21 protein-coding genes and 1 tRNA gene are annotated in these 23,614 nt (G+C 53.0%); 15 read left to right on the forward strand and 7 right to left on the reverse strand.

Annotation, left to right across the window (positions count from 1 at the left end; translation table 11 throughout):
• Nucleotides 1-145: 145 nt before the first annotated feature.
• The 5 genes from azu to Q3O12_RS05555 all read left to right on the forward strand — a co-directional run bounded on the left by azu (nt 146) and on the right by Q3O12_RS05555 (nt 4,732).
• Entirely contained in the window at nt 146-697 is a 552-nt protein-coding gene (gene azu, locus Q3O12_RS05535) for an azurin (protein WP_301669677.1), read from the forward strand.
• A gap of 85 nt (nt 698-782) precedes the next feature.
• A complete protein-coding gene (locus Q3O12_RS05540; RefSeq protein WP_301669678.1) occupies nt 783-1,292 on the forward strand; it encodes a hemerythrin domain-containing protein in 510 nt (169 codons plus the stop codon).
• A gap of 33 nt (nt 1,293-1,325) precedes the next feature.
• Nucleotides 1,326-1,946, forward strand: a complete 621-nt coding sequence (locus Q3O12_RS05545) for an HI_0552 family protein (RefSeq protein ID WP_301669679.1) — start codon at nt 1,326-1,328, stop codon at nt 1,944-1,946.
• Between the two features lie 99 nt (nt 1,947-2,045).
• Nucleotides 2,046-3,191, forward strand: coding sequence for a succinyl-diaminopimelate desuccinylase (gene dapE, locus Q3O12_RS05550; RefSeq protein ID WP_196428518.1), 1,146 nt, complete (start codon nt 2,046-2,048; stop codon nt 3,189-3,191).
• A 725-nt stretch (nt 3,192-3,916) separates the two neighbouring features.
• On the forward strand, nt 3,917-4,732 hold the full coding sequence (locus tag Q3O12_RS05555; RefSeq protein ID WP_301669723.1) for a helix-turn-helix transcriptional regulator: 816 nt from the start codon (nt 3,917-3,919) through the stop codon (nt 4,730-4,732).
• On the opposite strand, the gene Q3O12_RS05560 is transcribed toward Q3O12_RS05555, so the two are convergent.
• Nucleotides 4,710-5,267: a YbhB/YbcL family Raf kinase inhibitor-like protein gene (locus Q3O12_RS05560; RefSeq protein WP_301669680.1), complete on the reverse strand. Its 558-nt coding sequence runs from the start codon at nt 5,265-5,267 to the stop codon at nt 4,710-4,712. The genes Q3O12_RS05555 and Q3O12_RS05560 overlap by 23 nt on opposite strands.
• Before the next feature lie 254 nt (nt 5,268-5,521).
• Here Q3O12_RS05560 and Q3O12_RS05565 point away from each other — a divergent pair, with 254 nt between their 5' ends.
• On the forward strand, nt 5,522-6,331 hold the full coding sequence (locus Q3O12_RS05565) for a methylated-DNA--[protein]-cysteine S-methyltransferase (RefSeq protein WP_301669681.1): 810 nt from the start codon (nt 5,522-5,524) through the stop codon (nt 6,329-6,331).
• Nucleotides 6,332-6,380: 49 nt separating this feature from the next.
• Here the strand turns inward: Q3O12_RS05565 and glgB are convergent, their stop codons facing one another.
• Nucleotides 6,381-10,673: a 1,4-alpha-glucan branching protein GlgB gene (gene glgB, locus Q3O12_RS05570; protein ID WP_301669724.1), complete on the reverse strand. Its 4,293-nt coding sequence runs from the start codon at nt 10,671-10,673 to the stop codon at nt 6,381-6,383.
• A 260-nt stretch (nt 10,674-10,933) separates the two neighbouring features.
• Here glgB and Q3O12_RS05575 point away from each other — a divergent pair.
• The 3 genes from Q3O12_RS05575 to smpB all read left to right on the forward strand — a co-directional run bounded on the left by Q3O12_RS05575 (nt 10,934) and on the right by smpB (nt 12,651).
• A tRNA-Asn gene (locus tag Q3O12_RS05575) sits at nt 10,934-11,009 on the forward strand.
• Between the two features lie 130 nt (nt 11,010-11,139).
• The gene (waaF, locus tag Q3O12_RS05580) at nt 11,140-12,150 is read left to right on the forward strand and encodes a lipopolysaccharide heptosyltransferase II (protein ID WP_301669682.1); all 1,011 of its coding nucleotides are present in this window, start codon (nt 11,140-11,142) and stop codon (nt 12,148-12,150) included.
• A gap of 54 nt (nt 12,151-12,204) precedes the next feature.
• Nucleotides 12,205-12,651, forward strand: a complete 447-nt coding sequence (gene smpB / locus Q3O12_RS05585) for an SsrA-binding protein SmpB (protein ID WP_301669683.1) — start codon at nt 12,205-12,207, stop codon at nt 12,649-12,651.
• Between the two features lie 424 nt (nt 12,652-13,075).
• Here smpB and Q3O12_RS05590 read toward each other — a convergent pair whose 3' ends face one another.
• The 3 genes from Q3O12_RS05590 to Q3O12_RS05600 form a co-directional block, all read right to left on the reverse strand.
• On the reverse strand, nt 13,076-13,582 hold the full coding sequence (locus Q3O12_RS05590) for a YfbM family protein (RefSeq protein WP_301669684.1): 507 nt from the start codon (nt 13,580-13,582) through the stop codon (nt 13,076-13,078).
• A 34-nt stretch (nt 13,583-13,616) separates the two neighbouring features.
• Entirely contained in the window at nt 13,617-14,984 is a 1,368-nt protein-coding gene (locus tag Q3O12_RS05595) for an FAD-binding oxidoreductase (RefSeq protein WP_301669685.1), read from the reverse strand.
• A gap of 109 nt (nt 14,985-15,093) precedes the next feature.
• Nucleotides 15,094-15,357 (reverse strand): hypothetical protein, encoded by a 264-nt coding sequence (locus Q3O12_RS05600; protein ID WP_301669686.1) that lies wholly within the window; start codon nt 15,355-15,357, stop codon nt 15,094-15,096.
• A gap of 478 nt (nt 15,358-15,835) precedes the next feature.
• Here Q3O12_RS05600 and Q3O12_RS05605 point away from each other — a divergent pair, with 478 nt between their 5' ends.
• Both Q3O12_RS05605 and hpnC read left to right on the forward strand, forming a co-directional pair.
• Nucleotides 15,836-16,318, forward strand: coding sequence for an FKBP-type peptidyl-prolyl cis-trans isomerase (locus Q3O12_RS05605; protein WP_101130028.1), 483 nt, complete (start codon nt 15,836-15,838; stop codon nt 16,316-16,318).
• Nucleotides 16,319-16,404: 86 nt separating this feature from the next.
• Entirely contained in the window at nt 16,405-17,217 is an 813-nt protein-coding gene (gene hpnC, locus Q3O12_RS05610) for a squalene synthase HpnC (RefSeq protein WP_301668205.1), read from the forward strand.
• A 72-nt stretch (nt 17,218-17,289) separates the two neighbouring features.
• Here hpnC and Q3O12_RS05615 read toward each other — a convergent pair whose 3' ends face one another.
• Entirely contained in the window at nt 17,290-17,760 is a 471-nt protein-coding gene (locus tag Q3O12_RS05615; RefSeq protein ID WP_301669687.1) for a DUF1841 family protein, read from the reverse strand.
• Between the two features lie 121 nt (nt 17,761-17,881).
• Between Q3O12_RS05615 and Q3O12_RS05620 the strand changes: the two genes are divergently transcribed.
• Nucleotides 17,882-19,687 (forward strand): protein-disulfide reductase DsbD, encoded by a 1,806-nt coding sequence (locus Q3O12_RS05620; protein WP_301669688.1) that lies wholly within the window; start codon nt 17,882-17,884, stop codon nt 19,685-19,687.
• Nucleotides 19,688-20,249: 562 nt separating this feature from the next.
• Here Q3O12_RS05620 and Q3O12_RS05625 read toward each other — a convergent pair.
• On the reverse strand, nt 20,250-21,446 hold the full coding sequence (locus Q3O12_RS05625) for an acetate kinase (protein ID WP_301669689.1): 1,197 nt from the start codon (nt 21,444-21,446) through the stop codon (nt 20,250-20,252).
• A gap of 350 nt (nt 21,447-21,796) precedes the next feature.
• Between Q3O12_RS05625 and Q3O12_RS05630 the strand changes: the two genes are divergently transcribed.
• From Q3O12_RS05630 to Q3O12_RS05640, 3 genes are read left to right on the forward strand one after another with little or no spacing between them, the layout of a single operon-like run.
• The gene (locus Q3O12_RS05630; RefSeq protein ID WP_211709470.1) at nt 21,797-22,096 is read left to right on the forward strand and encodes an HLGFF motif protein; all 300 of its coding nucleotides are present in this window, start codon (nt 21,797-21,799) and stop codon (nt 22,094-22,096) included.
• A complete protein-coding gene (ccoS, locus tag Q3O12_RS05635; RefSeq protein ID WP_003751268.1) occupies nt 22,096-22,281 on the forward strand; it encodes a cbb3-type cytochrome oxidase assembly protein CcoS in 186 nt (61 codons plus the stop codon). Before Q3O12_RS05630 ends, ccoS begins: the two co-directional genes overlap by 1 nt.
• Nucleotides 22,271-23,581 (forward strand): MFS transporter, encoded by a 1,311-nt coding sequence (locus tag Q3O12_RS05640; protein WP_301669690.1) that lies wholly within the window; start codon nt 22,271-22,273, stop codon nt 23,579-23,581. The genes ccoS and Q3O12_RS05640 overlap by 11 nt, the downstream gene beginning before the upstream one ends.
• The last annotated feature ends 33 nt before the right edge of the window (nt 23,582-23,614 follow it).

Here is a 23,614-nt window from a genome sequence, read left to right on the forward strand (position 1 = left end):
GATTTCAAATGAAATTTGTAGCAAAATGCCGCCCCGAAACATCTGTTTGTGCAACGCGGCGGAATCTTTTTCAAGGTTTTGTTAATGGCGGTTGCACTTTGATTTCCGTAAAACCGAATATTATTTTATCGATTGGAGATTTACCATGAAAGCTTATCTGGCCCTGATTTCTGCCGCCGTTATCGGTTTGGCTGCCTGCTCTCAAGAACCTGCCGCGCCTGCTGCCGAGGCAACTCCTGCTGCTGAAGCACCCACTTCCGAAGCACCTGCCGCCGAAGCTGCTCCTGCAGATGCTGCCGAAGCCCCTGCTGCCGGCAACTGTGCGGCAACTGTCGAATCCAACGACAATATGCAGTTCAACACCAAAGACATCCAAGTCAGCAAAGCATGTAAAGAGTTTACCATCACTCTGAAACATACCGGTACGCAACCCAAAGCCAGCATGGGCCACAACCTTGTGATTGCCAAAGCTGAAGATATGGACGGCGTATTTAAAGACGGCGTAGGTGCTGCCGATACCGACTATGTCAAACCTGACGATGCGCGCGTTGTCGCCCACACCAAACTGATCGGCGGCGGCGAAGAGTCTTCCCTGACTTTGGATCCTGCCAAATTGGCTGACGGCGACTACAAATTTGCCTGCACCTTCCCGGGTCACGGTGCTTTAATGAACGGTAAAGTTACTTTGGTTGACTAATCCGCTTAAAGCCCGAAAACAGACAGCCTGCCTTGCGCAGGCTGTTTTGTTATAATCTGGAAACATTAATTTAAGAATAAATCCTATGAATCCGTTTGAAACCAAAAGCGTTACTTTTGCCGAACCCATTGAAATGCTGTACGCCTGCCACGGCAAAGTGCGCCGTTTTTGCGGTCAGGTTGCCATATTGTCGGACTATATCGCCGAAAACGGCTGCAATCAAATCGTTTTGCAAACCATCCGCCAAATCACCCGGTATTTCAATGTTGCCGCGCCGTTGCATCATGAAGACGAAGAAGAAAACTTCTTTCCGCTTTTGTTGCAATATGCGCCGCAAGCCCGGGAAAGCGTGGACGAGCTTTTGCGCCAACATATCGGGCTGCACGATAACTGGGTGGCGGTTTCCGCCGAATTTGCCAAGCTCGAAGCAGATAATGCCTATATCCCCGATGCCGAAGCGTTCAAACGTTTTGTCGCAGGATATGATGTTCATCTGGCGATTGAAGAACCGCTGTTTGATATGGGCAAAACCTTTATCCCCAAAGAAAAATTGACCGAAATCGGCGAAATTATGGCGGCGCGCCGGAGTAAATAATGCCGTCTGAAACAATCGTCTCAAGGATATATTATGTTGACCCCGAAAAGCTGCGATTTGTTCAATATCCCGTTTTTCCAATTTTCCCAACTTAAGAAATACCGACCCGAGCTGATTCCGCAAATCAAAGCCGACTATAAAGAAAACTGGCAGATATGGCAGCAGCTGATACAGCAGGTCGCCGCCGAATTGGGTGCGCCGTTTGCGCCGCCGCACATCGAACGCTGGTGTAACGGCTGGCAGGTGCGCGCCCACTTCTTTGCCTATTTCAAATACGCCCAATACAAAAACTCCGCCGCCATCCTGTCGATACTGCTCAACCGCCGCCGTTTGAGCGTCAGCTTGGATTGGCATTGCTATAAAGCCGATGTTTCCCCCATCGCGCTGCCTGATTACAACCGTTGGCTAGATGATTTCGATACCGACAAATACGCCGCATTCGATATGTGGCACGGTGCGGAAAGCGAATACGACGACTACCGCACTGTCGCGCAGCAAAATGAATCCGACCGAAGGTTGCAAAACGGCGAAGACTTTTTCTGCATCGGCAAACACATCGAGCGCGACGATTTGGGCAGGCAGGATGTCGCGAAATGGATAGCGGAAACGGTGGAAGATTTGCTGCCGCTTTACGAAGCGTGTCATGGTGCTTGACCTGAAGAACCCGCTTCGCTATCGTTAGCCCGTTTCATTCAACATCAAATGCCGTCTGAAACTCCGTTCAGACGGCATCTCAAATAGAAAAGCCGAAAAATGACCGAAACCCGATCCCTAGAGCTTGCCAAAGAGCTGATTTCCCGACCATCCGTTACCCCTGACGACCAGGATTGCCAAAAACTGCTTGCCGAACGCCTGCACAAAATCGGTTTTGTGGCTGAAGAACTTCATTTCGGCGATACCAAAAACATCTGGTTGCGACGCGGCACGAAAGCCCCCGTCGTCTGTTTTGCAGGACATACCGACGTTGTACCGACCGGCCCTGTTGAAAAATGGGATTCGCCCCCGTTCGAGCCGACCGAGCGAGACGGAAGATTATACGGGCGCGGCGCGGCGGACATGAAAACCAGCATCGCTTGTTTTGTTACCGCCTGCGAACGCTTTGTTGCCGAACACCCCGACCATCAAGGCAGCATCGCGCTCCTGATCACTTCCGACGAAGAAGGCGACGCGCTGGATGGCACGACCAAAGTCGTCGATGTATTGAAAGCGCGCGACGAGTTGATCGACTACTGCATCGTCGGTGAACCGACCGCCGTGGACAAATTGGGTGATATGATTAAAAACGGCCGGCGCGGCTCGCTGTCGGGCAACCTGACCGTCAAAGGCAAGCAAGGCCATATCGCCTATCCGCATTTGGCAATCAATCCCGTGCATACTTTTGCCCCGACGCTGCAAGAGCTGACGCAGGAAGTCTGGGACGAAGGCAACGAATACTTCCCGCCGACCAGCTTTCAAATTTCCAATATCAACGGCGGCACAGGCGCGACCAACGTCATTCCGGGCGAGCTGAACATCAAATTCAATTTCCGCTTTTCCACCGAGTCCACCGAAGCAGGGCTGAAACAACGCGTCCACGCCATTTTGGACAAACACGGCGTGCAATACGATTTGCAGTGGTCGTGTTCGGGCCAGCCCTTTCTGACCCACGCGGGCAAACTGACCGACGTGGTACGCGCCGCCATTGCCGAAACCTGCGGCGTAGAGACCGAATTGTCCACCACCGGCGGTACTTCGGACGGACGCTTCATTAAAGCCATTGCGAAAGAACTCATCGAATTAGGCCCGTCCAACGCCACCATCCACCAAATCAACGAAAACGTGCGGCTGGACGATATTCCGAAGCTCTCTGCGGTGTATGAGGGGATATTGGCGCGCTTGTTGGCTAGAAATGCCGTCTGAAAGCAGCTTGCTTGCCGGATAAGGATGTCCGACCATTTTATTAGACCTAACGTGGGTTTGAGGCAACACATTGATTTTATGTAGAGCGATTTATTTGAACGGCAATCCATTCCCTCTCCCGTGGGAGAGGGTTAGGGAGCGGGCATTGGGACGGAAATGGAAATATTGTCTGTATCTGCCCCGTTTTACCCTCTCCCTGAGCCTCCCCCACAGGGGAGGGGCCAAGTTGCAGGCATACCGACGGAATTTCGCTTTGCATTAACTGCCTTATTTCGAACGCACGTCAAACTTAAATTTGCAATGCCGTCTGAAAAGAAGATGGGCTGTCGGATACGGATGTCCGATCATTTGATTAGACCTAACGTGGGTTTGAGATAACGCATTGATTTTTATGTAGAGCGATTTATTTGAACGGCAATCCATTCCCTCTCCCGAGGGAGAGGGTTAGGGAGAGGGCATTGGGGCGGCAACGGAAATATTGCCTGTATCTGCCCCGTTTTACCCTCTCCCCGACCCTCCCTCACAGGGGAGGGAGCCAAGTTGCAGGTACGCCGACGGAATATGGTTGAAACCCGTCTATTCGGGGCGGTGGGATTTTGGTTTATTTTTGGGAAGTAACCCTCCCAAATCAGGGTAAACAGGGCTGCGCCTTATGTGCGGCCCTGTGTGTTGAAACATTGAGGAATATAACCGTGCCGTCAAATTACTTTCATACGCGTGAACGATTGGGTGCTTTGGGCGGCATTGTGCAACACCATACCGCCTTGTACCGCAGCGTGGCGGTATATGAACCGGCTGTGCTTATCGTGCGGCGCGGATGCAAGAAGCTGCGGTGGGCGGGGCGCGAATTGAGGATTGCGGCGGGTGAGGCTGTCGCATTGGCAGGCGGACAGACGTTTGACGTCATCAATATTCCCGATTCAGACGGCCTCTATCAGGCGCAATGGATTGCTTTCGAACAGGAAACCGTAGAAAGGTTTGCCGCACAATACGGGACGGCGCAGGCAGTGTGCGATGCGGTGAAGCTGCCGCATCCCGGGCGTATGGGCGCGGCGTTTGATTATGCGGCTGCGGTACTGGCGGATGAAGAAGTGCCGCACAATGCGGCGGAGGCCGCGCTTTGCGGCGTGTTGGCGTGGTTGCAGCATGACGGCATCGGTTTTACCGTGTACGAAGGCGTCAACCTGATGCGGCAAATCCGCAAACTGATTACCGCCGATATGGCTGCGGACTGGTCGTCGGCGATGTTGGCACAGCGGCTTAATTGCAGCGAGGCCGCGTTGCGGCGGCGGTTGGCGCGGCAGGATACGAATTTCCGTACGCTGCTGACGGATGTGCGCATGATGCGCGCGCTGACGCTGTTGCAGGTTACGCAATGGCCGGTGGCGCAGATTGCCGACGCGGTTGGCTATGATTGCCCGTCCCGTTTCAGCGCGCGCTTCAAAGAGCGGTTCGGTTGCGTACCGTCGGCGATCCGCTCGGAAGCGGAGCCGGCGGCATATCGGCGCACGGGGCAGGTCAGCGTCGGTGTTCGACCGTGAATTTCGCTTCGCCCAAGCTGTTTGCCCTAGTAAAGAAACCGACCAGCGCGGGTGTGGATTCGGCGGTGATGTTCGGCAGCTTGGCGACTTTTAGCGCGGTGAGCGTGAATTCGTAGCGGTGTTCCCTGCCTTCGGGCGGACACGCGCCGCCGTAGCCCGGAGTGCCGAAGTCCGTGCGGGTTTGCAGCGCGCCTTTGGGCAGCCTGCCGCCTTGCGCGGTAATGCCTGCGGGCAGGCGGCGGACATCGGCGGGAATGTCGGCGACCACCCAGTGCATCCAGCCCAGACCGGTCGGCGCGTCTTTATCGTAAACGGTCAGGACGAAACTTTTTGTCCCTGCGGGCGGATTTTTCCATGACAGCGCGGGCGAAGCATTGCCGCCCGAACAGCCAAAGCCGTAAGGCGCGCTCAAAAGCTGGTTTTGCGTGAAGCCGCCGTCTTTGGACGGGTTGTCGAATTGCAGCGTGAATGCGCCCTCGGCAAAGGCAGCGGTTGAAAAAGCCAGCAGTACTGCGGAGAGGATGCGGGTTTGCATAGATGATTCCTTTGCTTGATGAATAAGTGGATTCATTATAGGCTGTCAATGGCGGCAGGAATGTGCCGAAACGGTTGGATGATGTGCCGAAATGCGCAAATGTAAAAATCCGTGGTTTCAGACGACCCTTTGCAGGTCGTCTGAAATCTTTAATTCCTTTCCCTGAGGCTTTAGAAATATCGAATATTTAGGAATTGCCGCAACTTGACCCTCAAGATTTACGTCATAGCCCGTTCCTGCGCCGGCGTGCGGGAATGGCAAAAATTGGGGATTTTGCCGTCAAATCCATGATAGAGATACGGAGCAAACGAATGATTACCCTGCCTTCCTTAAACAATCTGCCGTCAAAATGGGATGAAATCCGCCATTGCCTCGAACCCCGGGTTTTTGAGTGCGGAGTTATGCCGTATCCCAATCTGACGGAACACGAAGCCAAGCAGTTCGAGCAGGATTTTATTGACTGTATCGGTTGTACGCCTGAAGAATATGTCCGTATCCGCCGAGCCATCCATCTGTTGGAAACGCGTTATCCGGATAGTCCGCACGAACTGACTGCGGCCGCGGTTGCCACGCCCTTGGGCGAGATGCTGGCGGTGTTCGGCAGCATGGGTTTGTGTTTGCTGGAGTTTGTCGGGCAGAAGCATATGGAGCAGGAAATTGCCGCCGTCCAAAAAGCTTTGCGCGGGCGGTTTGTGTTTCGGGAGGATGAGCGAACGCAACTTCTGCGGCAGGAATTGGATTTGTATTTCCAATGCCGTCTGAAAACCTTTGCCACGCACTTGGAAATGATTGGTACGGCGTTTCAAAAACAGGCGTGGGACACGCTTTTGGCGATTCCTTACGGCGAAACGCGCAGCTACAAGGAGCAGGCGCAGCGTTTGGGCAACCCCAAAGCCGTCCGCGCCGTTGCCGCCGCCAACGGGCAGAACAAAGTGTCCATCCTGATTCCCTGCCACCGCGTCATCGGCAGAGACGGCAAGCTGACCGGCTACGCAGGCGGCTTGAACCGCAAACAGTTTTTACTGGCTTTGGAACGCGGCGAAGTTCAGACGGCATTGTTTTGACGGGCGCGGAGGACAACGGGACTTGAGGGGTTCAAGCCCCGTCCGCCTTTCAGACGGCATCGGAGGTTTTTTCCGCCCCGGTTTGGCTTTGTGTCGCCTGATACAGGTAAACCGTTGCCAACGGCGGTACGGTTACGGACAGGGAATTTGGTTTGCCGTGCGACCAAACTTCTTCCGTTTCCAATGTTGCGCCGGCAGAAACGCCGCTGCCTTTGTAATGCAGGCCGTCTGAATTGAGGATTTCGCGGTATCCGCCGGCAGAATTCACGCCGAAGCGGTAGCCTTCGCGTACCACTGGCGTGAAGTTGCTGATGACGATGACGCGGTTGCCTTCGCGGTCGCGGCGTTCGAAGACGAAGACGGAATTGTCGCCGTCGTCGGCAACCAGCCACTCGAAGCCTTCCGGCCATTGGTCCAATTGGTAAAGCGGCGCGGTGTCTTTATAGACGCGGTTCAAATCGCGCACGAAGTCTTGCACGCCTTTGTGCCGGCCGCCTTCTTGGTCGAGCAAGAACCAATCCAGTCCTTCGTTGTAGTTCCACTCTCTGCCTTGCGCGAACTCGTTGCCCATAAACAAGAGTTTTTTGCCGGGGAAGCCGTACATAAAGCCGTAGTAGGCGCGCAGGTTGGCAAATTGTTGCCAACAGTCGCCGGGCATCCGTCCGAGCAGCGAGCGTTTGCCGTGCACGACTTCGTCGTGCGAGAGCGGCAGGACGAAGTTTTCGCTGTACTGGTACATCATGCCGAAGGTCATTTTGTTGTGGTGGTATTTGCGGTTGATGGGGTCTTCCATCATGTAGCGCAGGGTGTCGTTCATCCAGCCCATGTTCCATTTGTAACTGAAGTTCAAGCCTTCTTGACGGGTTACGTTGGCAAAGGAGGTGGATTCTTCGGCAATTTCGGTGGCGGAGGGGACGACTTCTTTCAGCATGGTGTTGGTATCGCGCAGGAAGGCAATGGCCTCGAGGTTTTCATGGCCGCCGTATTGGTTGGGTATCCACTCGCCGTCTTTGCGCGAGTAGTTGCGGTAAATCATCGAAGCCACCGCATCCACGCGGATGCCGTCGAAGCCGAAACGTTCTATCCAATACAGGGCGTTGCCTTGCAGGAAGTTTTTGACTTCGTTCCTGCCGAAGTTGTAAATCAGGGTGTTCCAGTCTTGGTGGAAACCTTCGCGGGGGTCGGCGTGTTCGTACAATGCCGTGCCGTCGAATTTGGCAAGCCCGTGGTCGTCGGTAGGGAAGTGTCCGACCACCCAGTCGAGGATGACGCTGATGCCTTCGTCGTGAGCGGCTTTAATCAGGGCGCGCAATTCGTCGGGCGAACCGAAACGGCTGGTCGGCGCATACAATCCGGTCGCCTGATAGCCCCACGAGCCGTCAAACGGGTATTCGGAGACGGGCAAGAGTTCGATATGGGTGAAGCCCATGTCTTTGACGTATGCGACCAATTCTTTGGCGAGCTGTCCGTAAGTCAGCCAGTAGTTGTTTTCGGGATTGCGTTTCCACGAACCCAAATGCACTTCATAAATGCTGATGGGCGCGTCAACGGCGTTGGCGCGGGCGCGGAAATCGGGGGCTTCGACTTTGTCCGGCAAACCGCGCACGACAGACGCGGTATTCGGACGCAACTCCGCACCGAAGGCATACGGGTCGGCTTTTTGCCGCACATTGCCGCCGGCATCGCGGATTTCAAATTTGTAGAGGGCATTGGGTTTGATTGCCGGAATAAAAATTTCCCAAATACCATTGTCGCGGTGGAAGCGCATCACATGGCGGCGGCCGTCCCAGTGGTTGAATTCGCCGATGACGGAAACGCGTTGGGCGTTCGGCGCCCATACGGCAAAGCGTACGCCCTTCACACCGTCCAACTCGGCAAAATGCGCGCCCAAAGTTTCATACGGACGCAGGTGTCTGCCTTCCGCCAACAGCCAAGAATCCATTTCTTCCAATGCCGACGGGAAGCGGTAGGGGTCTTCTTCGCGCACGGGGTTGCCGTTTCCGCCGTAATAGACGTTCAGCGCGTAATCGGGCGCATCATCGGGCAGTACGGCGACAAAGAATCCGCGCCCATCGATTTTTTCAGACGGCACAATCAGTCCGCCGCTTTCACGGTCGACAATATCTACTGCCGAAGCGTCGGGAATCAGCGTGCGCACGACTTCGCCGCCTTCGGCAAGGCGGTGCCGTCCCAAATAGGCGAATACGTCGCCGTGGGCCGCAAAAAACAGGCTGTCAACCGTGTCGCGTTCGGCTTGATCGGGTTGGCGGTAGGAAAGGGTTGGGCAGTTCTTTTTCATACGGACTCCGTCAATTATGGCAAGTTGGGCGGTTATGGTTCGGCAATCTGCAAAGTCTTCAAGTGCGACGGGCATTTTGCGCGCCCAGTTGGGATAACCCTCGGCAACGCCCGGCACATTCAGGTTGTCGCCCACGCCCAGCAGGTTTTCCAGTTGCACCGCATACAGCCTGCCGCGGCTCATGGCGGCATATTTGTGGATGGCGGACATCAGCCCTTCCGTCATTTCAGACGGCATTGTGCTGTCTTTGTCCAAACAGCCGCATTGTTTAAGCTTGTCGAACAGGTCTGCCTTGTCGTGTTCGCGCGCTTCCAATGCCGTCTGAAAAGTTTCCGCATCGGGAATCGTGCCCAGGCGGAACATGGTTTCCAAATCTTTGCCGTTCCAATAGCCCGCCAAAGGCGCAACATCGTGCGTGCTGACGACCGTAATCGCCTGTTCGGGATATTCATCGGGCAATTCAAAGCCGTGCCTGCCTTTGCTGAAATACACGACCTTATAAGAAAACACCTGATAACGGTCCAACAAATCACGCACCCGGTCGGGCACCGTCCCCAAATCCTCGCCGATGACGATGCAGCGGTTGCGTCGGCTTTCCAAAGCCAAAATGGCAAACATCACGTCCGCGTCGTAATGCACATACGCGCCGAAATCCGCCGTCCCGCCCGCAATCCACCACAGGCGGTACAAAGCCATCACATGATCGATACGCAAGATGCCGTAAAGCCGCATATTTTCACGCAGCAACCGGGCGAACTTCTCATAACCCGTGTGCTTCAGCATCATCGGATTGAGCGGTGGCAAATCCCAGTTTTGCCCCGTCGGGCACAAAGGATCGGGCGGCGCGCCGACAGACATATCCATACAATAATCTTGGCGGTTTAACCAAGTGTCCGCGCCGCCGCGCGCCACGCCGACCGCCAAATCGCCGTAAATCCCCAACTTGATGCCGAGTCTGACCGCCGTTTCCTGCACTTTGTACCATTGTTCCGCGCAAAGCCATTGCAGCCACATATGAAAACGGATGTCGTGTCCGTAGTTGGCGGCAAAGTTTTTGACGGCTTCGCCGTCGGGGTCGTGAAACTCGGCAGACCAGGATTGCCAGCCTATGCCGTCGCAGCTGCCGTAATGTTGGTCGAGGGCTTCAAACAGCCCGAATCCCGACAGTGCCGCTCCTTTTTCTTCCGCAAATGCGGCAAAAGCCGCACGTTCCTTTTGGGCGGCTTCGCACGGTTCGGTTTCAAATGCTTGGAATGCCGCCTGAAGAGCTTCGCGTTTGAACGCCCAAACCGCCGTGTAGGTTACGGTATCGGTAATCCGCAGTGCGGCAATGCGCCGCTGCATTTTTTCTTGGGCAAAACGGTTTTTCAGGGTTTCGCTGTAGGAAAACGCCCCGACTTTTTCCACATCGAGATAAATCGGATTGAGCCATTCACGGGAAGACGGGCTGTACGGGCTGGCAAAGGCGGGCTTGGCACTGAAAAGCGCGTGCAGCGGATTGATGCCGACGAAATCCAGCTTTTTCTCTGCCGCATAAGCCATCAGGTTCTGTAAATCGGTAAAGTCGCCTATGCCCCAGTTGCGGTGCGAACGCAGGCTGTACAGATGCACCGTCAGCCCGTTCATTCTTGCGCCGCCGTTTGGTTCGGGCGGACGGTAAACCGATTGCGGCGCGACAATCAGACGGATTTTTCCGGCAGCGCACGAAAGGGTGTAGTAGCCGCAGGAAAGATCGGGCAGGGCAAGCCGGTATGTGCCGTGGTCGTCGCGGTTGAGGGGTAAAACCCGATGTGTGCCGTTTTCATCTTCCAAAACGGTTTCCGTTTCGTCCGACCATGCAGACGGCAGGGTCAGATTTTCGCATCCGTGTTCGCGGGCTGCCAGCGTGTCGAGATAAATGCCGTCTGAAACGCCGTCTTTCTGCAAGGTGTCGGCTATCGTTTCCCATACCTCGGGCGGTGTAGCGCGATATACGCCGCCGATGTCGTGAAACCCCAAGCTGATGCCCAAAGCAGAAGCGCGTTGTTCCAGTTCGATACTCATCCTGTTTTCCTGTCTGTTGTCCATAATCTCAAGGCGTAATCTTAATATAAATACGGAATGATGACGGCTGTAATTGCGCGTAACGGCGGTTTCTTCCATATTGTTTGACTTGAACCAATATGCCGTCTGAAGCCGGTTTTCCCGTTCAGACGGCATATTTGGTTAAATGTCTTTTCCATTCATATATTTGTAGTTTTGTTACCCGTTTGGACAAAATTAAGGATTGACACATTTTTTGCGGACGCTATAATACGCCACATTCCCCGATAGCTCAGTCGGTAGAGCGACGGACTGTTAATCCGCAGGTCCCTGGTTCGAGCCCAGGTCGGGGAGCCAGAATTTTGAAGCCCGAACTTGAATGTTCGGGCTTTTTCATATTTGCACGTCCGGCGTTAGGAATGCGGCAAGATAGGTTTTCCAACGGTTTCGCGGTAAAATTCCGCCTGTCTGATTTCGGTTTCTTGTTATGTCCATCAAAATCCTGATTATTTCCCCCAGTTGGATAGGCGACTGCGTGATGACCCAGCCCTTGTTCCGCCGTTTGAAGGAACTTCACCCCGGTTGCACGATTGATGTGTTCGCACCGAAGTGGTCGATGGCGGTGTTTGAGCGTATGCCTGAAGTGAATGAGATTCTTGAAAATCCATTCGGACACGGTGCGTTGGAGTTGAAACGCCGTTGGCGGGTCGGTAGGGATTTGGGGCGGCGCGGATACGATCAGGTTATCGTGCTGCCCGGTTCTTTGAAGTCGGCCATCATCGCGCTGGCAACGGGCATCGGAAAAAGAACAGGTTATGTCGGCGAAAGCCGTTATTTTCTGTTGAACGATATACGCAGGCTGGATAAGGAACGTCTGCCTTTGATGGTGGACAGATATACGGCTCTCGCGCATCCGAGCCAGGAGGATTTTGACGGGCATTCGGGATTCCCCGAGTTTTCCATTGATGAACGGCGGCGGGAAATTTCTGTCGAAACTTTCGGTTTGAATCTTGGAAAGCCTGTTCTGGCTTTTTGCCCAGGAGCGGAATTCGGGCCGGCAAAGCGTTGGCCGGCAAAGCATTTTGCCGAGTTGGGCAAACATTATTTGGCGGCGGGTTGGCAGGTTTGGCTGTTCGGTTCGCAAAAAGATGATGAAATTGCCGAGGAAATCAACCGCCTTTCAGACGGCATATGTGTGAATTTATGCGGTAAGACCGATTTGTCTCAGGCAATGGACTTGTTGTCGTTGGCGGACACGGTCGTGTGCAACGACAGCGGGCTGATGCACTTGGCGGCAGCTTTGGGCAGGAAGGTAGTGGCGGTTTACGGTTCTTCCAGCCCGACGCATACGCCGCCTTTGAGCGACAGGGCGAAAATCGTCAGCCTGCACTTGGAATGTTCCCCGTGTTTCAAACGAGAATGTCCGCTAGGGCATACAGACTGCCTCAACAAGCTGTATCCCGACAGGATTGTGCAGGCGGTTGAAGAGGCAGTATGATGGGTTCTGTTTTCGGGTTTATGCCGTCTGACGGCGGATATTGATAGGATGTTTATGGCTATTGCGAACAATAAAAAAGCATTTCACGATTTTTTCATTGAAGACCGGATTGAAGCCGGTTTGGTATTGGAAGGCTGGGAAGTCAAGGCGATCCGTGCTGTACGCGTACAGCTTAAAGAGAGTTATATTTATTGGAAAAAAGACGCGTTTTATTTGGTCGGTTGCCATATTACTGCGTTGCCCACAGCCTCGACACACATCAAGCCTGATGCCACACGCCCGCGCAAGCTCTTGTTGAAACAATCGGAAATCAACAAATTAATCGGAAAAACCGAACGTGCCGGTTACACTATCGTGCCGCTGGATTTGCATTTTTCGCGCGGAAAAATCAAGATGGAAATCGGTTTGGCAAAAGGTAAGAAACAGCACGACAAACGCCAGAGTATGAAAGAGGCGGATTGGAAACGCGAGAAACAGCGGTTGATTAAGCATACGCGCTAATGGGGATGCGGTTTCAGACGGCATTTGAACAATGCCGTCTGATGGTTGTTTGAACAATGGTGTTGAAATACGAAACGGAAAAACAGGGTGGTTGCCCTGTTTTCTATTTGCGTAAAAGATGCGGATGACGGGAAGCGGAAAAACGGAAATGCCCGTCTTTGGCGAAATCGTAAACGTTGCTGATTGCCCTGATATGGTGGGGTGGTTCTTTTCCTTGTTTCAGACATTCGCGCGCTATTCTCCGTAGTTTCCGGTTGGCTAGACGTTTGTCCTGTTTTTCGCTGACTGCCGTGGTTATAGGGGAAAAGGGGTGTTTTCTGTAACTTTTACTCATGATGGTCTCCCGGCTTGAAATACCTAGGTTTCCTTGAGTGCGATTCCGTACTTTGTCTTCATTAAAGTTTCCGTGATATTTGAAATATATTTAGTAAATGCTGACCAGTACATTGCTATTTGAATGCCGGGCGGTTTTGTAAAAATTGCCGATTTTGTAAAAGCAGTCGGTAATTTCTTCTTTTATATCATCAACTTCATCTTCATAATCCCAAATGTCGGGGTAGATATGATGCTCTTTGCACACCTGCATACTGAAATGCTCCATTGCGCTTTTTATGTCGAAGCCTTCCAAAGCTGAGACGATTTCATGGATTTGGGCGGATTCGATATAAGCGGCGTATCCGTCGCCGTCCGAAATGGGTGCCGTTCCGACGATTGATTCGGATAACAGATTGCCCTTTAAGGGATTTTCTGCACTTGTTCCGGTCAGTACAAAATGTAAAACATCCCACATTTTATCAATGTCGAGGCAGACGGTAGCCTCATCCTCCAAATCTTCCAGTTCTTCAAACAATTCTTGCCATTCGGTATCGGTATTTTTAAGCAGAGCCAGTTTTTCATTATCGACCAGTTGGTAGGTTGCCGTCATTCCCATGATATTTCCTATAATTTCATTCTAAATCAGTTATTTATGGAAGAAGTTTGCCCGGATTCATGATGCAGTGCGGGTCGAGATGCTGCCTGATGCTTTTCATCAGGGCAATTTCGGCAGGTGTGCGTACTTTGTCCAGCCACTGTTTTTTGATGATACCTATGCCGTGTTCGGCAGCAATTGTACCATTGCAGGCAAGAACGTTGCAATAGACTGTGCTGTTGATGTCGTTTTCGTAACGATAGACTTCATTGCTGAGGATTTCGGGCAGGAAAGTATTGTAGTGCAGGCTGCCGTCGCCCAGATGTCCGAAGCAGACGATTTGTATGCCTTTGAAATTCTGTTCCAAATCTTTGGCACACCGGCGGACAAAGTCGGCAACGCGCCCGATAGGAACGGCAATATCGTGTTTGATGCTGGTGCCCAGTTTGCGTTGCGATGCGGAGATGTTTTCGCGCAACGCCCACATATGGATACGTTCTTGTTCGCTTTGTGCCAACACGCTGTCGGTAAATCCTTTTTTATAAAGAAATTCGACAAGCCGATCATCAAGATTGCTGTCGGGCAATGAGTCGGTCAACTCAAGTAAAATATGCCATTCTGAATGTGTCGGCAGGGGGAGTTTGCTGAATTCGGAAGACAATTCGGATGCGAAACGGCCGATCAGTTCAAAACTGCATAAGCGTTCGGCAAAGTGCGCTTGGGTTTCGGTCAGCAGGCGGACGGCGGATTCGATGTCGGGAATGCCGACCCATGCCGTTGCCTTGTCCAAGGGACGGGCAAAAAGCTTGAGCGTGGCGGCAGTGATGATGCCCAGTGTGCCTTCACTGCCGATAAACAGATGGCGCAGGTCGTAGCCGGTGGTGTTTTTATGCAGGGGATGGAGATGGGAAACCAGTTCGCCGTTGGGGAGGACGACTTCCAAACCGATAACCAGGTCGCGCATCGTGCCGTAACGCAATACGTTCAAACCTCCGGCATTGCAGGCGATGTTGCCGCCGATTTGGCACGAGCCTTCGCTGGCGAGACTGAGTGGAAACAGCCTGTTTGAGGCTTCGGCTGCCTGTTGGACGGTTTGGAGTACGGAACCTGCTTCGACGGTTATGCAGTTGTCTGACAAATTGATGCTGCGGATGCGGTTGAGTTTGGAAAGGTTCAGCAATACGCCGTTTTCCGATACTGCCGCGCCGCACAAACCGGTATTGCCACCTTGCGGCGTAACCGGAATACGGTGTTTGTGGCAGAAACTCATAATGGTTTGCACGCTTTCAACGCTGCGCGGCTGCAAAATGATGTCTGGTGCAGACGTAAAGCGGTTGCGCCGGTCTTTTAAAAGCGTCGGAGAAGGTTCGGCAATTTCATCTGCCGGCAGGAGTCGGGAAAATTCGGTATGCAGGTCAAGCATGTTTGTCGGAAGGGTAGGGAGGAGATTGAGGAAGGGAATCTGATGCCGTCTGAAAAGTCAAAAAAGCAGGATACTGAACGTATCCTGCTTTTTTGCAAGCGGAAAATGCTTATTTTGCAGCTTCAGATGCAGCTTCGGCAGCAGGAGCTTCAGCGGCAGGTGCTTCAGCAGCGGGAGCTTCGGTAGAGGAAGCCTCAGCAGCAGGAGCTTCAGCGGCAGGAGTTTCGGTAGCGGAAGCTTCAGCAGCAGGAGCTTCAGCGGCAGGTGCTTCGGCAGCAGGTGCTTCGGCAGCAGGTGCTTCAGCGGCTTTTTCTCCGCCGCAGGCGGCCAGGGCCAAAGACAACAAAGCAGCGGCAAACAGGGATGTTTTCATTTTAGTAACCTTTAAAATCAATTTAAATCAAATTAGGGTAAAACAGTCATTATCGACCATCATTACAAACCAAGTTGAAAATTCATTGCTGAATTTTGCGTAATTATGCACCACGAAATAGGGGATTGCAACGGTGTGCAAATGGGAAAGCAGGTTTGAATGAAAAGTTTTTCCGCCGGGCGGATTGATAAATCCTGTAAAACGGTTTTGCTGTTAAAAAATCGATAGGGATGAATATTATAGAGATTAATATAATTCAGTATCTTGTATGATTTATTAAGGCGGATTGGGGAAGTCGGCAGACAGGTCGGAATGGTTTTTGAGAATGTTGTAAAAAAGTTACACTGCAATAAAATAACAAAAATTTACATTGAAATATGTGCCGTACAGTTTATGAACAGGTTAACGGTAATCGGCCGGCGCGGCGGTTGTGTTAGAATGCGCCTGTAATCAATCTGCTGTTCCTGAAAGGACAAATATGGCTATCGTGAAGAATTCCGTGGTTTCGCTGCATTATGAGATGTATGATGCCAACAATCAGCTTTTGGACAAAACCGAAGAACCGATTGCGTATCTGCACGGCGGTTACGACGGCATTTTCCCTTTGGTGGAAGAGGCGTTGCACGGCAAGGATGCCGGCGATACGGTCGATGTGGTACTTTCGCCCGACGATGCGTTCGGCGAGCAGGATCCGGAGTTGGTCCGTATTGAAGATGCGGGTGTGTTCCCTGTTGAAGTCGAAGTCGGCATGATGTTTGAAGCCGACGATCCTGAAACCGGCGATGTTGTCGTCTATCGTGTAACCGATGTTGCCGACGGCAAGGCGGTGGTGGACGGCAACCATCCTTTGGCAGGCATGAAAATCCGCTTTAAGGCTACGGTTGAAAGCGTGCGCGATGCATCCGATGAGGAAATCGCACACGGTCATGTCCACGGTCCGCACGGTCATCACCACCACTGATTGCCGGCAGCTTGGAGGTATCTGATGCCGTCTGAAAAGGGTTTGTTCCGTTTCAGACGGCATTTTGTTTGATGGATGGAGAAGGTATGTCGGTTGGGCATTATGAGAATTTTCCCGTCGGTTCGCTGATTTTGCCGCGCAGGTTGAGGAAGCCGGTTCATGCGGTGTACGCGTTTGCACGGACGGCGGACGATATGGCGGACGAGGGCAGTATGCCGTCTGAAGCCAGGTTGGCGAAGTTGGAGGGTTTGCGGCGCGAGTTGGACGTGTTGGCATCGGGCGGCCGGTCGGCGTATCCTTTGATTGCACGATTGGATGCCGAGGCCGTTGTGCCGTTCGGTTTGGATTTGCAGCCGTTTTATGATTTGCTTTCGGCGTTTTCGCAGGACGTGGTCAAAACACGGTACGCGCATTTCGGCGAGCTGGCCGATTATTGCCGGCGTTCCGCCAACCCTGTCGGACGCATTATGCTGGCTTTGTACGGGAAAACGGATGCGGTGTGCGTGGCGCAAAGCGACGGCATTTGTACGGCTTTGCAACTGGTGAATTTTTGGCAGGATGTGGCTGTGGATTGGCAAAAGGGCAGGGTTTATATCCCGCAGGACGATTTGTTGAAATTCGGCGTTTCTGAGGAACAGATTGCGGCAGGACGGGCGGATGCGGCATTTCAGCGGCTGATGGCGTATGAGTGCCGGCGCGCATTCCGTATGCTGAAGGCGGGTTCGCCTTTGGCTCGCGAATTGAAAGGGCGTATCGGTTTGGAACTCCGTATGATTGTGTTGGGGGCGCAGTTGATTTTGCAGAAACTGGACGCGTGCGGCTACGATGTGTTTGCACAACGTCCGGTTTTGGATAAGAAGGATTGGTTGATTATGCTGAAACGCGCGTTGTGGAAATGATTTGGGGAAAATGAATGCCGTCTGAAAGGGGTTGTTCCGCTTCAGACGGCATTTTGCAGGCGGTCGGTATGGTCAGGCGATTTCATGCGGGTTCAACCTGGCTCGATCCTCTGCACCCAAGCCGATGAGTTTGCGCAGTCGGGTCATGTAGAAATTGACATCCAAACCGGTGCCGTAGCGTTGCGCCGTCCACAGTGTTTCCGCCAGTGCCTCCATCATTTCGTGCTCGGCTTCCGGCCAGCCGCGTTTGGCGCACAGGGTGTCGTGGATTGCGCGTATGCCGTGCGGCTGGTCTATGCCCGCCTGTTCTTGGACGGACAGATGCAGCGACATATGCAGGAAGGGGTTGCTTTCGCCGTTTTCGGGCAGCCAGTCGGTGTCCAGATGGTCTTCGATGCGTTCGAGATAGCGGTGGTATTCGGGATGGGCTTCGACAATGCGGAGGGCTTTCTGTTCCAGTGCGCTCAGTTGCAGCGGATTGAGCCGCTGCTGCCACACGCGGGCGAAAAAGCGGCGGACATCGTGGGTGTTTACATCGTACATAATGTGTTCGGCAAAAAATGCGTATAGGCTGGGACAATGGGGGTTTTACATAAATTAAATCTTACCGTCAACCTTACCTTTTATAATATGGACAAATTATTTGTCTGAAACGGATTCGATTATGAAAAAACTGATTTGCCTGTTCGCCGTATTTTTGATGTTGTGCGGACGGGCTTTCGCGCTGGATGCGAACGAACTGCTGCCGCCGGAAAAGGCATTCGTGCCGGAGCTTGCCGTTGCCGACGACGGTGTGAACGTCCGTTTCAAGATTGCCGACGGGTACTATATGTATCAGGCGAAAATCGTCGGCAAGACCGATCCGGCGGATTTGTTGGGACAGCCTTCTTTCAGCAAGGGTGAAGAGAAGGAAGACGAGTTTTTCGGCAGGCAGACGGTTTACCATCACGAAGCGCAGGTTGCCTTTCCTTATGCAAAGGCTGTCGGCGAACCGTATAAATTGGTTTTGACCTATCAGGGCTGTGCCGAAGCCGGCGTGTGCTATCCGCCCGTGGATACCGAGTTTGATATTTCCGGCAACGGCACTTACCATCCGCAAACCGACGAACCGGCATCAGCCAAAGCCCGCTTTTTGCAGCCTTCCGCCCCAAACGGCAGCGGGGCGTTGCCGCCCCCGAAGGGGGACGAGGGCGGCGACAGCCGTTTCAAGCTGTCTTGGGATACGCTCAACGCCAACCTGTTGGCGTTTTTTCTCGCCGGTTTGGGTCTGAGTTTTACCGCCTGTATGTATCCCCTGTTGCCGATTGTTTCCAGTATCGTGGTCGGTGACAAAAAGGCGGGCAAGGCGCGGGCGTTTGTGCTGTCCGTCGTTTATGTTCAGGGTTTGGCTCTGACTTATACGCTGGTCGGCATTGTTGCCGGACTGACGGGCGCGCTGCTGACCGTATGGTTGCAGCAGGCTTGGGTCGTGTTGGCGGCATCGGCTTTGATGGTCGTCTTGGCACTGTCTATGTTCGGGCTGTTCAACATCCAGCTTCCCAACGCCGTACAGTCGTATTTCCAAAACCAGAGCAGCAAACTTTCAGGCGGTAAAATCGTTTCCGTCTTTATTATGGGCATTCTGTCCGCGCTGATTGTCGGGCCGTGCGTCGCCCCGCCGCTGGCATTTGCCTTGGGCTACATTGGTCAGACGGGCGATGCGGTTTTGGGCGGTTTGGCACTTTACACTTTGGCGTTGGGCACCGGAGTGCCGCTGATTGCCATCGGCACGTTCGGCGGGCATATCCTGCCTAAGGCTGGCGATTGGATGAATGCCGTCAAATACGCATTCGGCTTCATCCTGCTAGCCGTCGCCGTTTACCTCGCCACGCCGCATTTGCCCTATTATCTCGTCGTCGCTCTGTACACGCTGCTGATGCTGGTTCCCGCCTTTATGCTGCTGGTCAACGGACGCAGGCAGAAACGCCGTCCGAAAGCTGTGGCATTCGCATTGGGCGGTATATTGCTGATAGGCGGCGCGTGGTTCGGCTGGCAGGGCGCAAACGGCAAAACGACCGCGCTGCACCATTTCCTGACCCTCAATCCCCCGGCCGAAGCAGGCAAATATTCGGAACACGGCAAAATGTTTGCCGATACTGCCGCGTTGAAGGCAGCGATGGATACGGCGTTGAAAGAACATCCCGACAAACCCGTCGTTTTGGATTTTTATGCCGACTGGTGCATTTCCTGCAAAGAAATGGCGGCATACACGCTCAATCAGCCGGAAGTGCATCATGCGGTCGATATGGAACGCTTTTTCCAAATCGATGTAACCGCCAATACGCCCGAACATCAGGCGTTGTTGAAAGAATACGGTCTGTTCGGGCCGCCGGGCGTGTTTGTCGTCCGCGCCGACGGCAGCCGCAGCGAGCCGCTGCTGGGTTTTGTCAAAGCCGACAAGTTTGTCGAATGGTATGAGCAGAACCGCTGAATACCGATGTTGGAAATGCCGTCTGAAGTTCTCAGACGGCATTTTTGTCAGAAAGGAAAACGGCAATATCCACTATACACACGGAAGCAGTCCAAAGATGTGAAAACCGTGTGTATAAGTTAGTTTGCGTATTGAAATTAAAAGATAAAAATACGATGATTAAAAAATAGGCATAAGAAAAGATAAACACAGCCGGTGTTTGCCGGTGTGTGTATCTTTTGTGGAAAAACATCTTAATGCCATGTATTTTATGGAAAATAATAACATGATTAAAAAATAGTCAATTATCAAGATTCAGGTAGGCGGCTGCAACCGCAACGTCTGAAAAGAGGCAGTGCTGTTTCAGTATGGAAAGCCGGATATAGTGGATTAACAAAAATCAGGACAAGGCAACGAAGCCGCAGACAGTACAAATAGTACGGAACCGATTCACTTGGTGCTTCAGCACCTTAGAGAATCGTTCTCTTTGAGCTAAGGCGAGGCAACGCCGTACTGGTTTTTGTTAATCCACTATAAAAAAACTGCCTCCGTTTCCGGAGGCAGTTCGCGTGCGGATAAAACCTTACAGACCGCTCAAACGGGCGGTATCGTGTGCAATCATCAATTCTTCATTGGTCGGAATCACAACGGCAACGGCCGTGCTGTCGGCAGTCGTAATTACGCCTGCGTTACCGAAGCGTGCTTTCAGGTTGGCCTCGTGGTCGGCTTTCAGACCGAGGAAGCCCAAGTAGCCGAGTACGCGCTCGCGGATGATTTCGGAGTTTTCGCCAATGCCGCCGGTAAAGACCAGTGCGTCCAAGCCGCCTGCGGCAACCGCCATGCTGCCGATGTATTTGGCAAGGCGGTAGATAAACATATCCAAGGCCAATTTCGCGCCTTTATGCCCCTTGGCGGCTTCTTCTTCAATGGTGCGGCAGTCGTTGGACAGGCCGGAAATACCGAGCAGGCCGGATTTTTTGTTCAGCATTTCGGTGATTTGGGCAATGGTCATATTGGCGTTTTCGGCGAGGAAGCCGAATACGGAAGGATCGATGTCGCCGCTGCGCGTACCCATTACCAGTCCTTCCAGCGGGGTCAGACCCATGCTGGTGTCGCGCGATTCGCCGTTGGCGACGGCGGTGATGGACGCGCCGTTGCCCAAGTGGGCGATGACCATACGCAGGTCTTTTTTGTCTTTGCCGAGGAAGCGCGCGGTTTCGTCGGCGACGAAGCGGTAGCTGGTACCGTGCGCGCCGTAGCGGCGCAGGCCGTATTTTTCATACAATTCTTGCGGAATGGCGTATTTGTAGGCGTGTTCCGGCATAGTCTGATGGAAGGCGGTGTCGAATACGACGACGTTGGGCAAACCTTTGAAAATGCTTTGTGCGGCACGCAGACCCAAGAGGTGGGCGGGGTTGTGCAGGGGGGCGAGCGGGATGCATTTTTCGATGCCGGCAATGACTTCGTCGTCAACGAGGATGGATTCGCTGTACAGTTCGCCGCCGCTGACGACGCGGTGTCCGATGGCACCGATGCGGCTGTCGAGGCCGTGGGCTTTGAGTTCTTCCATCAGGGCTTCAACTGCGCCGGTGTGGTCGGGTTTGGCAGACAGGTCGACTTTGTGTTTTTCGCCGTTTACTTTGAATGTGATGTACGCGTCGGGCAGGTTGAGTTTTTCGGCAAGGCAGCTCAGCAGGACTTTGCCGCTGCCGTTATCCAGGACCGCGCCTTTGAGGGACGAGCTGCCGCAGTTCAAAACCAAGATTAATTTTTGGGACATTTTCTTACTCCGGAAAGTTTCAGACGGCATGGGGGTCGGACCCGGATACTAACCAAGTCCCGTGCCGAATCCATTTTGCTTTCCTTGACGGGAAAGTAGTGGGGCCGTCTGAAACGGTTGATAAAAGAAGCAGGCTATTCTAGCAAAAAATCTTTGCAATTGCTTGGCTTAATCGGGCGTTTGCGTGAAAATGGAGGAATGCGTAATTTTTTGACGGATAAGGGGAAATATGGGGTTTGCCGGTGTTTTCGGCTGTGGGAGGGAGAATTTCTTTGCATTCTTCCCGTCCAAACTGGTACATTTGCCCTGTTTTTAGTTGATGCCGTCTGAAAAAGGCGGGTGGGGAATTTATGCATTATTTCAGTATCCATACCCAATCGGGACAGCATATAGGCTTCTTCATCCTGCTTGCCGACGACGAATCGGAAGCACGGCCGCAGAGCGGACGTTTTGCCGTTAAATTGGAAGATGGGGCGGGCAACCATGTCCTTTCTCCGTTTGCCCAGACGGAAATTCCCCAATATTGGCGTGTCGTCAAAGACCGTATCGAGCTGTTTTTTGACGAAGCGGCTGTAGGGACTTTACGCAATGAGTATTTGAACGTGTCGGGGCAGACTTTTATTCTGACCGACCTGACCGGAGCGGTGTGATGGAAAGTATGTTTATTCTGGTACCTATCAGCATTATTTTGGCATTTGTTATCGGCTGGTTTTTCTGGTGGTCGGGTAAAAACGGACAGTTTGACGACTTGGAAGGGCCGGCGCACCGCATTCTGATGGATGATGATTCGACAAGTAAACTGGTTGAAAAAGAGAAGGAAAACGATGGACGCTAAAAAAGGCGGTTTGGGACTGGTCAAAAGCCGCCGTTTCGCCCCGCTTTTCGGCACGCAGTTTCTCGGCGCGTTCAACGACAATGTGTTCAAAACCGCGCTGTTTGTGATGATCAGCTTTTACGGTTTGGGAAAAAACGGCTTCCTGCCTGCCGGACAGATGTTGAATTTGGGTGCATTGCTGTTTATCCTGCCGTATTTCCTGTTTTCTGCACTGTCGGGACAGTTGAGCAACAAATTCGACAAGGCTGTTTTGGCACGCTGGATTAAGGTGCTGGAAATCATCATTATGGCAGTGGCGGCATACGGGTTTTATATCCGGTCTGCCCCGCTGCTCTTACTCTGCCTGTTTTGCATGGGCGCGCAATCGACGCTGTTCGGCCCGCTGAAATACGCCATCCTGCCCGATTATCTCGACGACAACGAGCTGATTATGGGCAACAGCCTGATTGAATCCGGTACGTTTATCGCCATCCTGTTCGGTCAGATACTGGGGACTGCGGTGGCAGGTGCGCCGCCTTATATTGTCGGGATACTGGTTTTGCTGGTCGCCGTCGGAGGCACGGCCGGCAGCCTGCTTATGCCGTCCGTACCCGCCAAGGCTGTCGATACCCAAATCGAGTGGAATATTGTCCGGGGTACAAAATCCCTGCTTCGTGAAACGGTGCGGTACAAACCCGTCTTTACCGCCATTATCGGTATTTCGTGGTTTTGGTTTGTCGGCGCGGTCTATACTACGCAACTGCCGACCTTTACCCAAATCCATTTGGGCGGCAACGACAATGTTTTTAACCTGATGCTTGCTTTGTTTTCCATCGGTATTGCCGCCGGTTCGGTACTGTGTGCCAAGTTCAGCAGAGAACGGCTGATGTTGGCTTGGGTAACGGTTGGTGCGTTCGGTTTGACGGTTTGCGGCCTGGTTTTGGTGTGGCTGACGCACGGTCATCGTTTTGAAGGGCTGAACGGCATTTTCTGGTTCCTGTCGCAAGGATGGGCATACCCCGTCATGCTGGTGATGATGCTGATCGGCTTTTTCGGCGGCTTCTTCTCCGTTCCGCTCTATACCTGGCTGCAAACTGCCAGCAGCGAGACTTTCCGTGCCCACGCTGTTGCCGCCAACAATATCATTAACGGTATCTTTATGGTTTCCGCCGCCGTTTTGAGCGCGGTACTGCTGTTTTTGTTTGACAGCATTTCACTGCTGTATCTGATTGTCGCCTTGGGCAATATTCCGTTGGCGGTATTTTTGATTAAGCGCGAAAGGCGGTTTTTAGGCGCGGCGGCAATCGGGGAAAAACGGTAAATGCCGTCTGAAAACATTGTCCCCAAAATACAC

The organism is Neisseria benedictiae (assembly GCF_958267435.1).
GTDB lineage: Bacteria > Pseudomonadota > Gammaproteobacteria > Burkholderiales > Neisseriaceae > Neisseria > Neisseria bergeri.

Coding starts and splice junctions, on each gene's coding strand:
- azu (WP_301669677.1), top strand. CDS start 146: ATGAAAGCTTATCTGGCCCTGATTTCTGCCGCCGTTATCGGTTTGGCT.
- Q3O12_RS05540 (WP_301669678.1), top strand. CDS start 783: ATGAATCCGTTTGAAACCAAAAGCGTTACTTTTGCCGAACCCATTGAA.
- Q3O12_RS05545 (WP_301669679.1), top strand. CDS start 1,326: ATGTTGACCCCGAAAAGCTGCGATTTGTTCAATATCCCGTTTTTCCAA.
- dapE (WP_196428518.1), top strand. CDS start 2,046: ATGACCGAAACCCGATCCCTAGAGCTTGCCAAAGAGCTGATTTCCCGA.
- Q3O12_RS05560 (WP_301669680.1), bottom strand. CDS start 5,267: ATGCAAACCCGCATCCTCTCCGCAGTACTGCTGGCTTTTTCAACCGCT.
- Q3O12_RS05565 (WP_301669681.1), top strand. CDS start 5,522: ATGGCAAAAATTGGGGATTTTGCCGTCAAATCCATGATAGAGATACGG.
- glgB (WP_301669724.1), bottom strand. CDS start 10,673: ATGAGTATCGAACTGGAACAACGCGCTTCTGCTTTGGGCATCAGCTTG.
- waaF (WP_301669682.1), top strand. CDS start 11,140: ATGTCCATCAAAATCCTGATTATTTCCCCCAGTTGGATAGGCGACTGC.
- smpB (WP_301669683.1), top strand. CDS start 12,205: ATGGCTATTGCGAACAATAAAAAAGCATTTCACGATTTTTTCATTGAA.
- Q3O12_RS05590 (WP_301669684.1), bottom strand. CDS start 13,582: ATGGGAATGACGGCAACCTACCAACTGGTCGATAATGAAAAACTGGCT.
- Q3O12_RS05595 (WP_301669685.1), bottom strand. CDS start 14,984: ATGCTTGACCTGCATACCGAATTTTCCCGACTCCTGCCGGCAGATGAA.
- Q3O12_RS05600 (WP_301669686.1), bottom strand. CDS start 15,357: ATGAAAACATCCCTGTTTGCCGCTGCTTTGTTGTCTTTGGCCCTGGCC.
- Q3O12_RS05605 (WP_101130028.1), top strand. CDS start 15,836: ATGGCTATCGTGAAGAATTCCGTGGTTTCGCTGCATTATGAGATGTAT.
- hpnC (WP_301668205.1), top strand. CDS start 16,405: ATGTCGGTTGGGCATTATGAGAATTTTCCCGTCGGTTCGCTGATTTTG.
- Q3O12_RS05615 (WP_301669687.1), bottom strand. CDS start 17,760: ATGTACGATGTAAACACCCACGATGTCCGCCGCTTTTTCGCCCGCGTG.
- Q3O12_RS05620 (WP_301669688.1), top strand. CDS start 17,882: ATGAAAAAACTGATTTGCCTGTTCGCCGTATTTTTGATGTTGTGCGGA.
- Q3O12_RS05625 (WP_301669689.1), bottom strand. CDS start 21,446: ATGTCCCAAAAATTAATCTTGGTTTTGAACTGCGGCAGCTCGTCCCTC.
- Q3O12_RS05630 (WP_211709470.1), top strand. CDS start 21,797: ATGCATTATTTCAGTATCCATACCCAATCGGGACAGCATATAGGCTTC.
- ccoS (WP_003751268.1), top strand. CDS start 22,096: ATGGAAAGTATGTTTATTCTGGTACCTATCAGCATTATTTTGGCATTT.
- Q3O12_RS05640 (WP_301669690.1), top strand. CDS start 22,271: ATGGACGCTAAAAAAGGCGGTTTGGGACTGGTCAAAAGCCGCCGTTTC.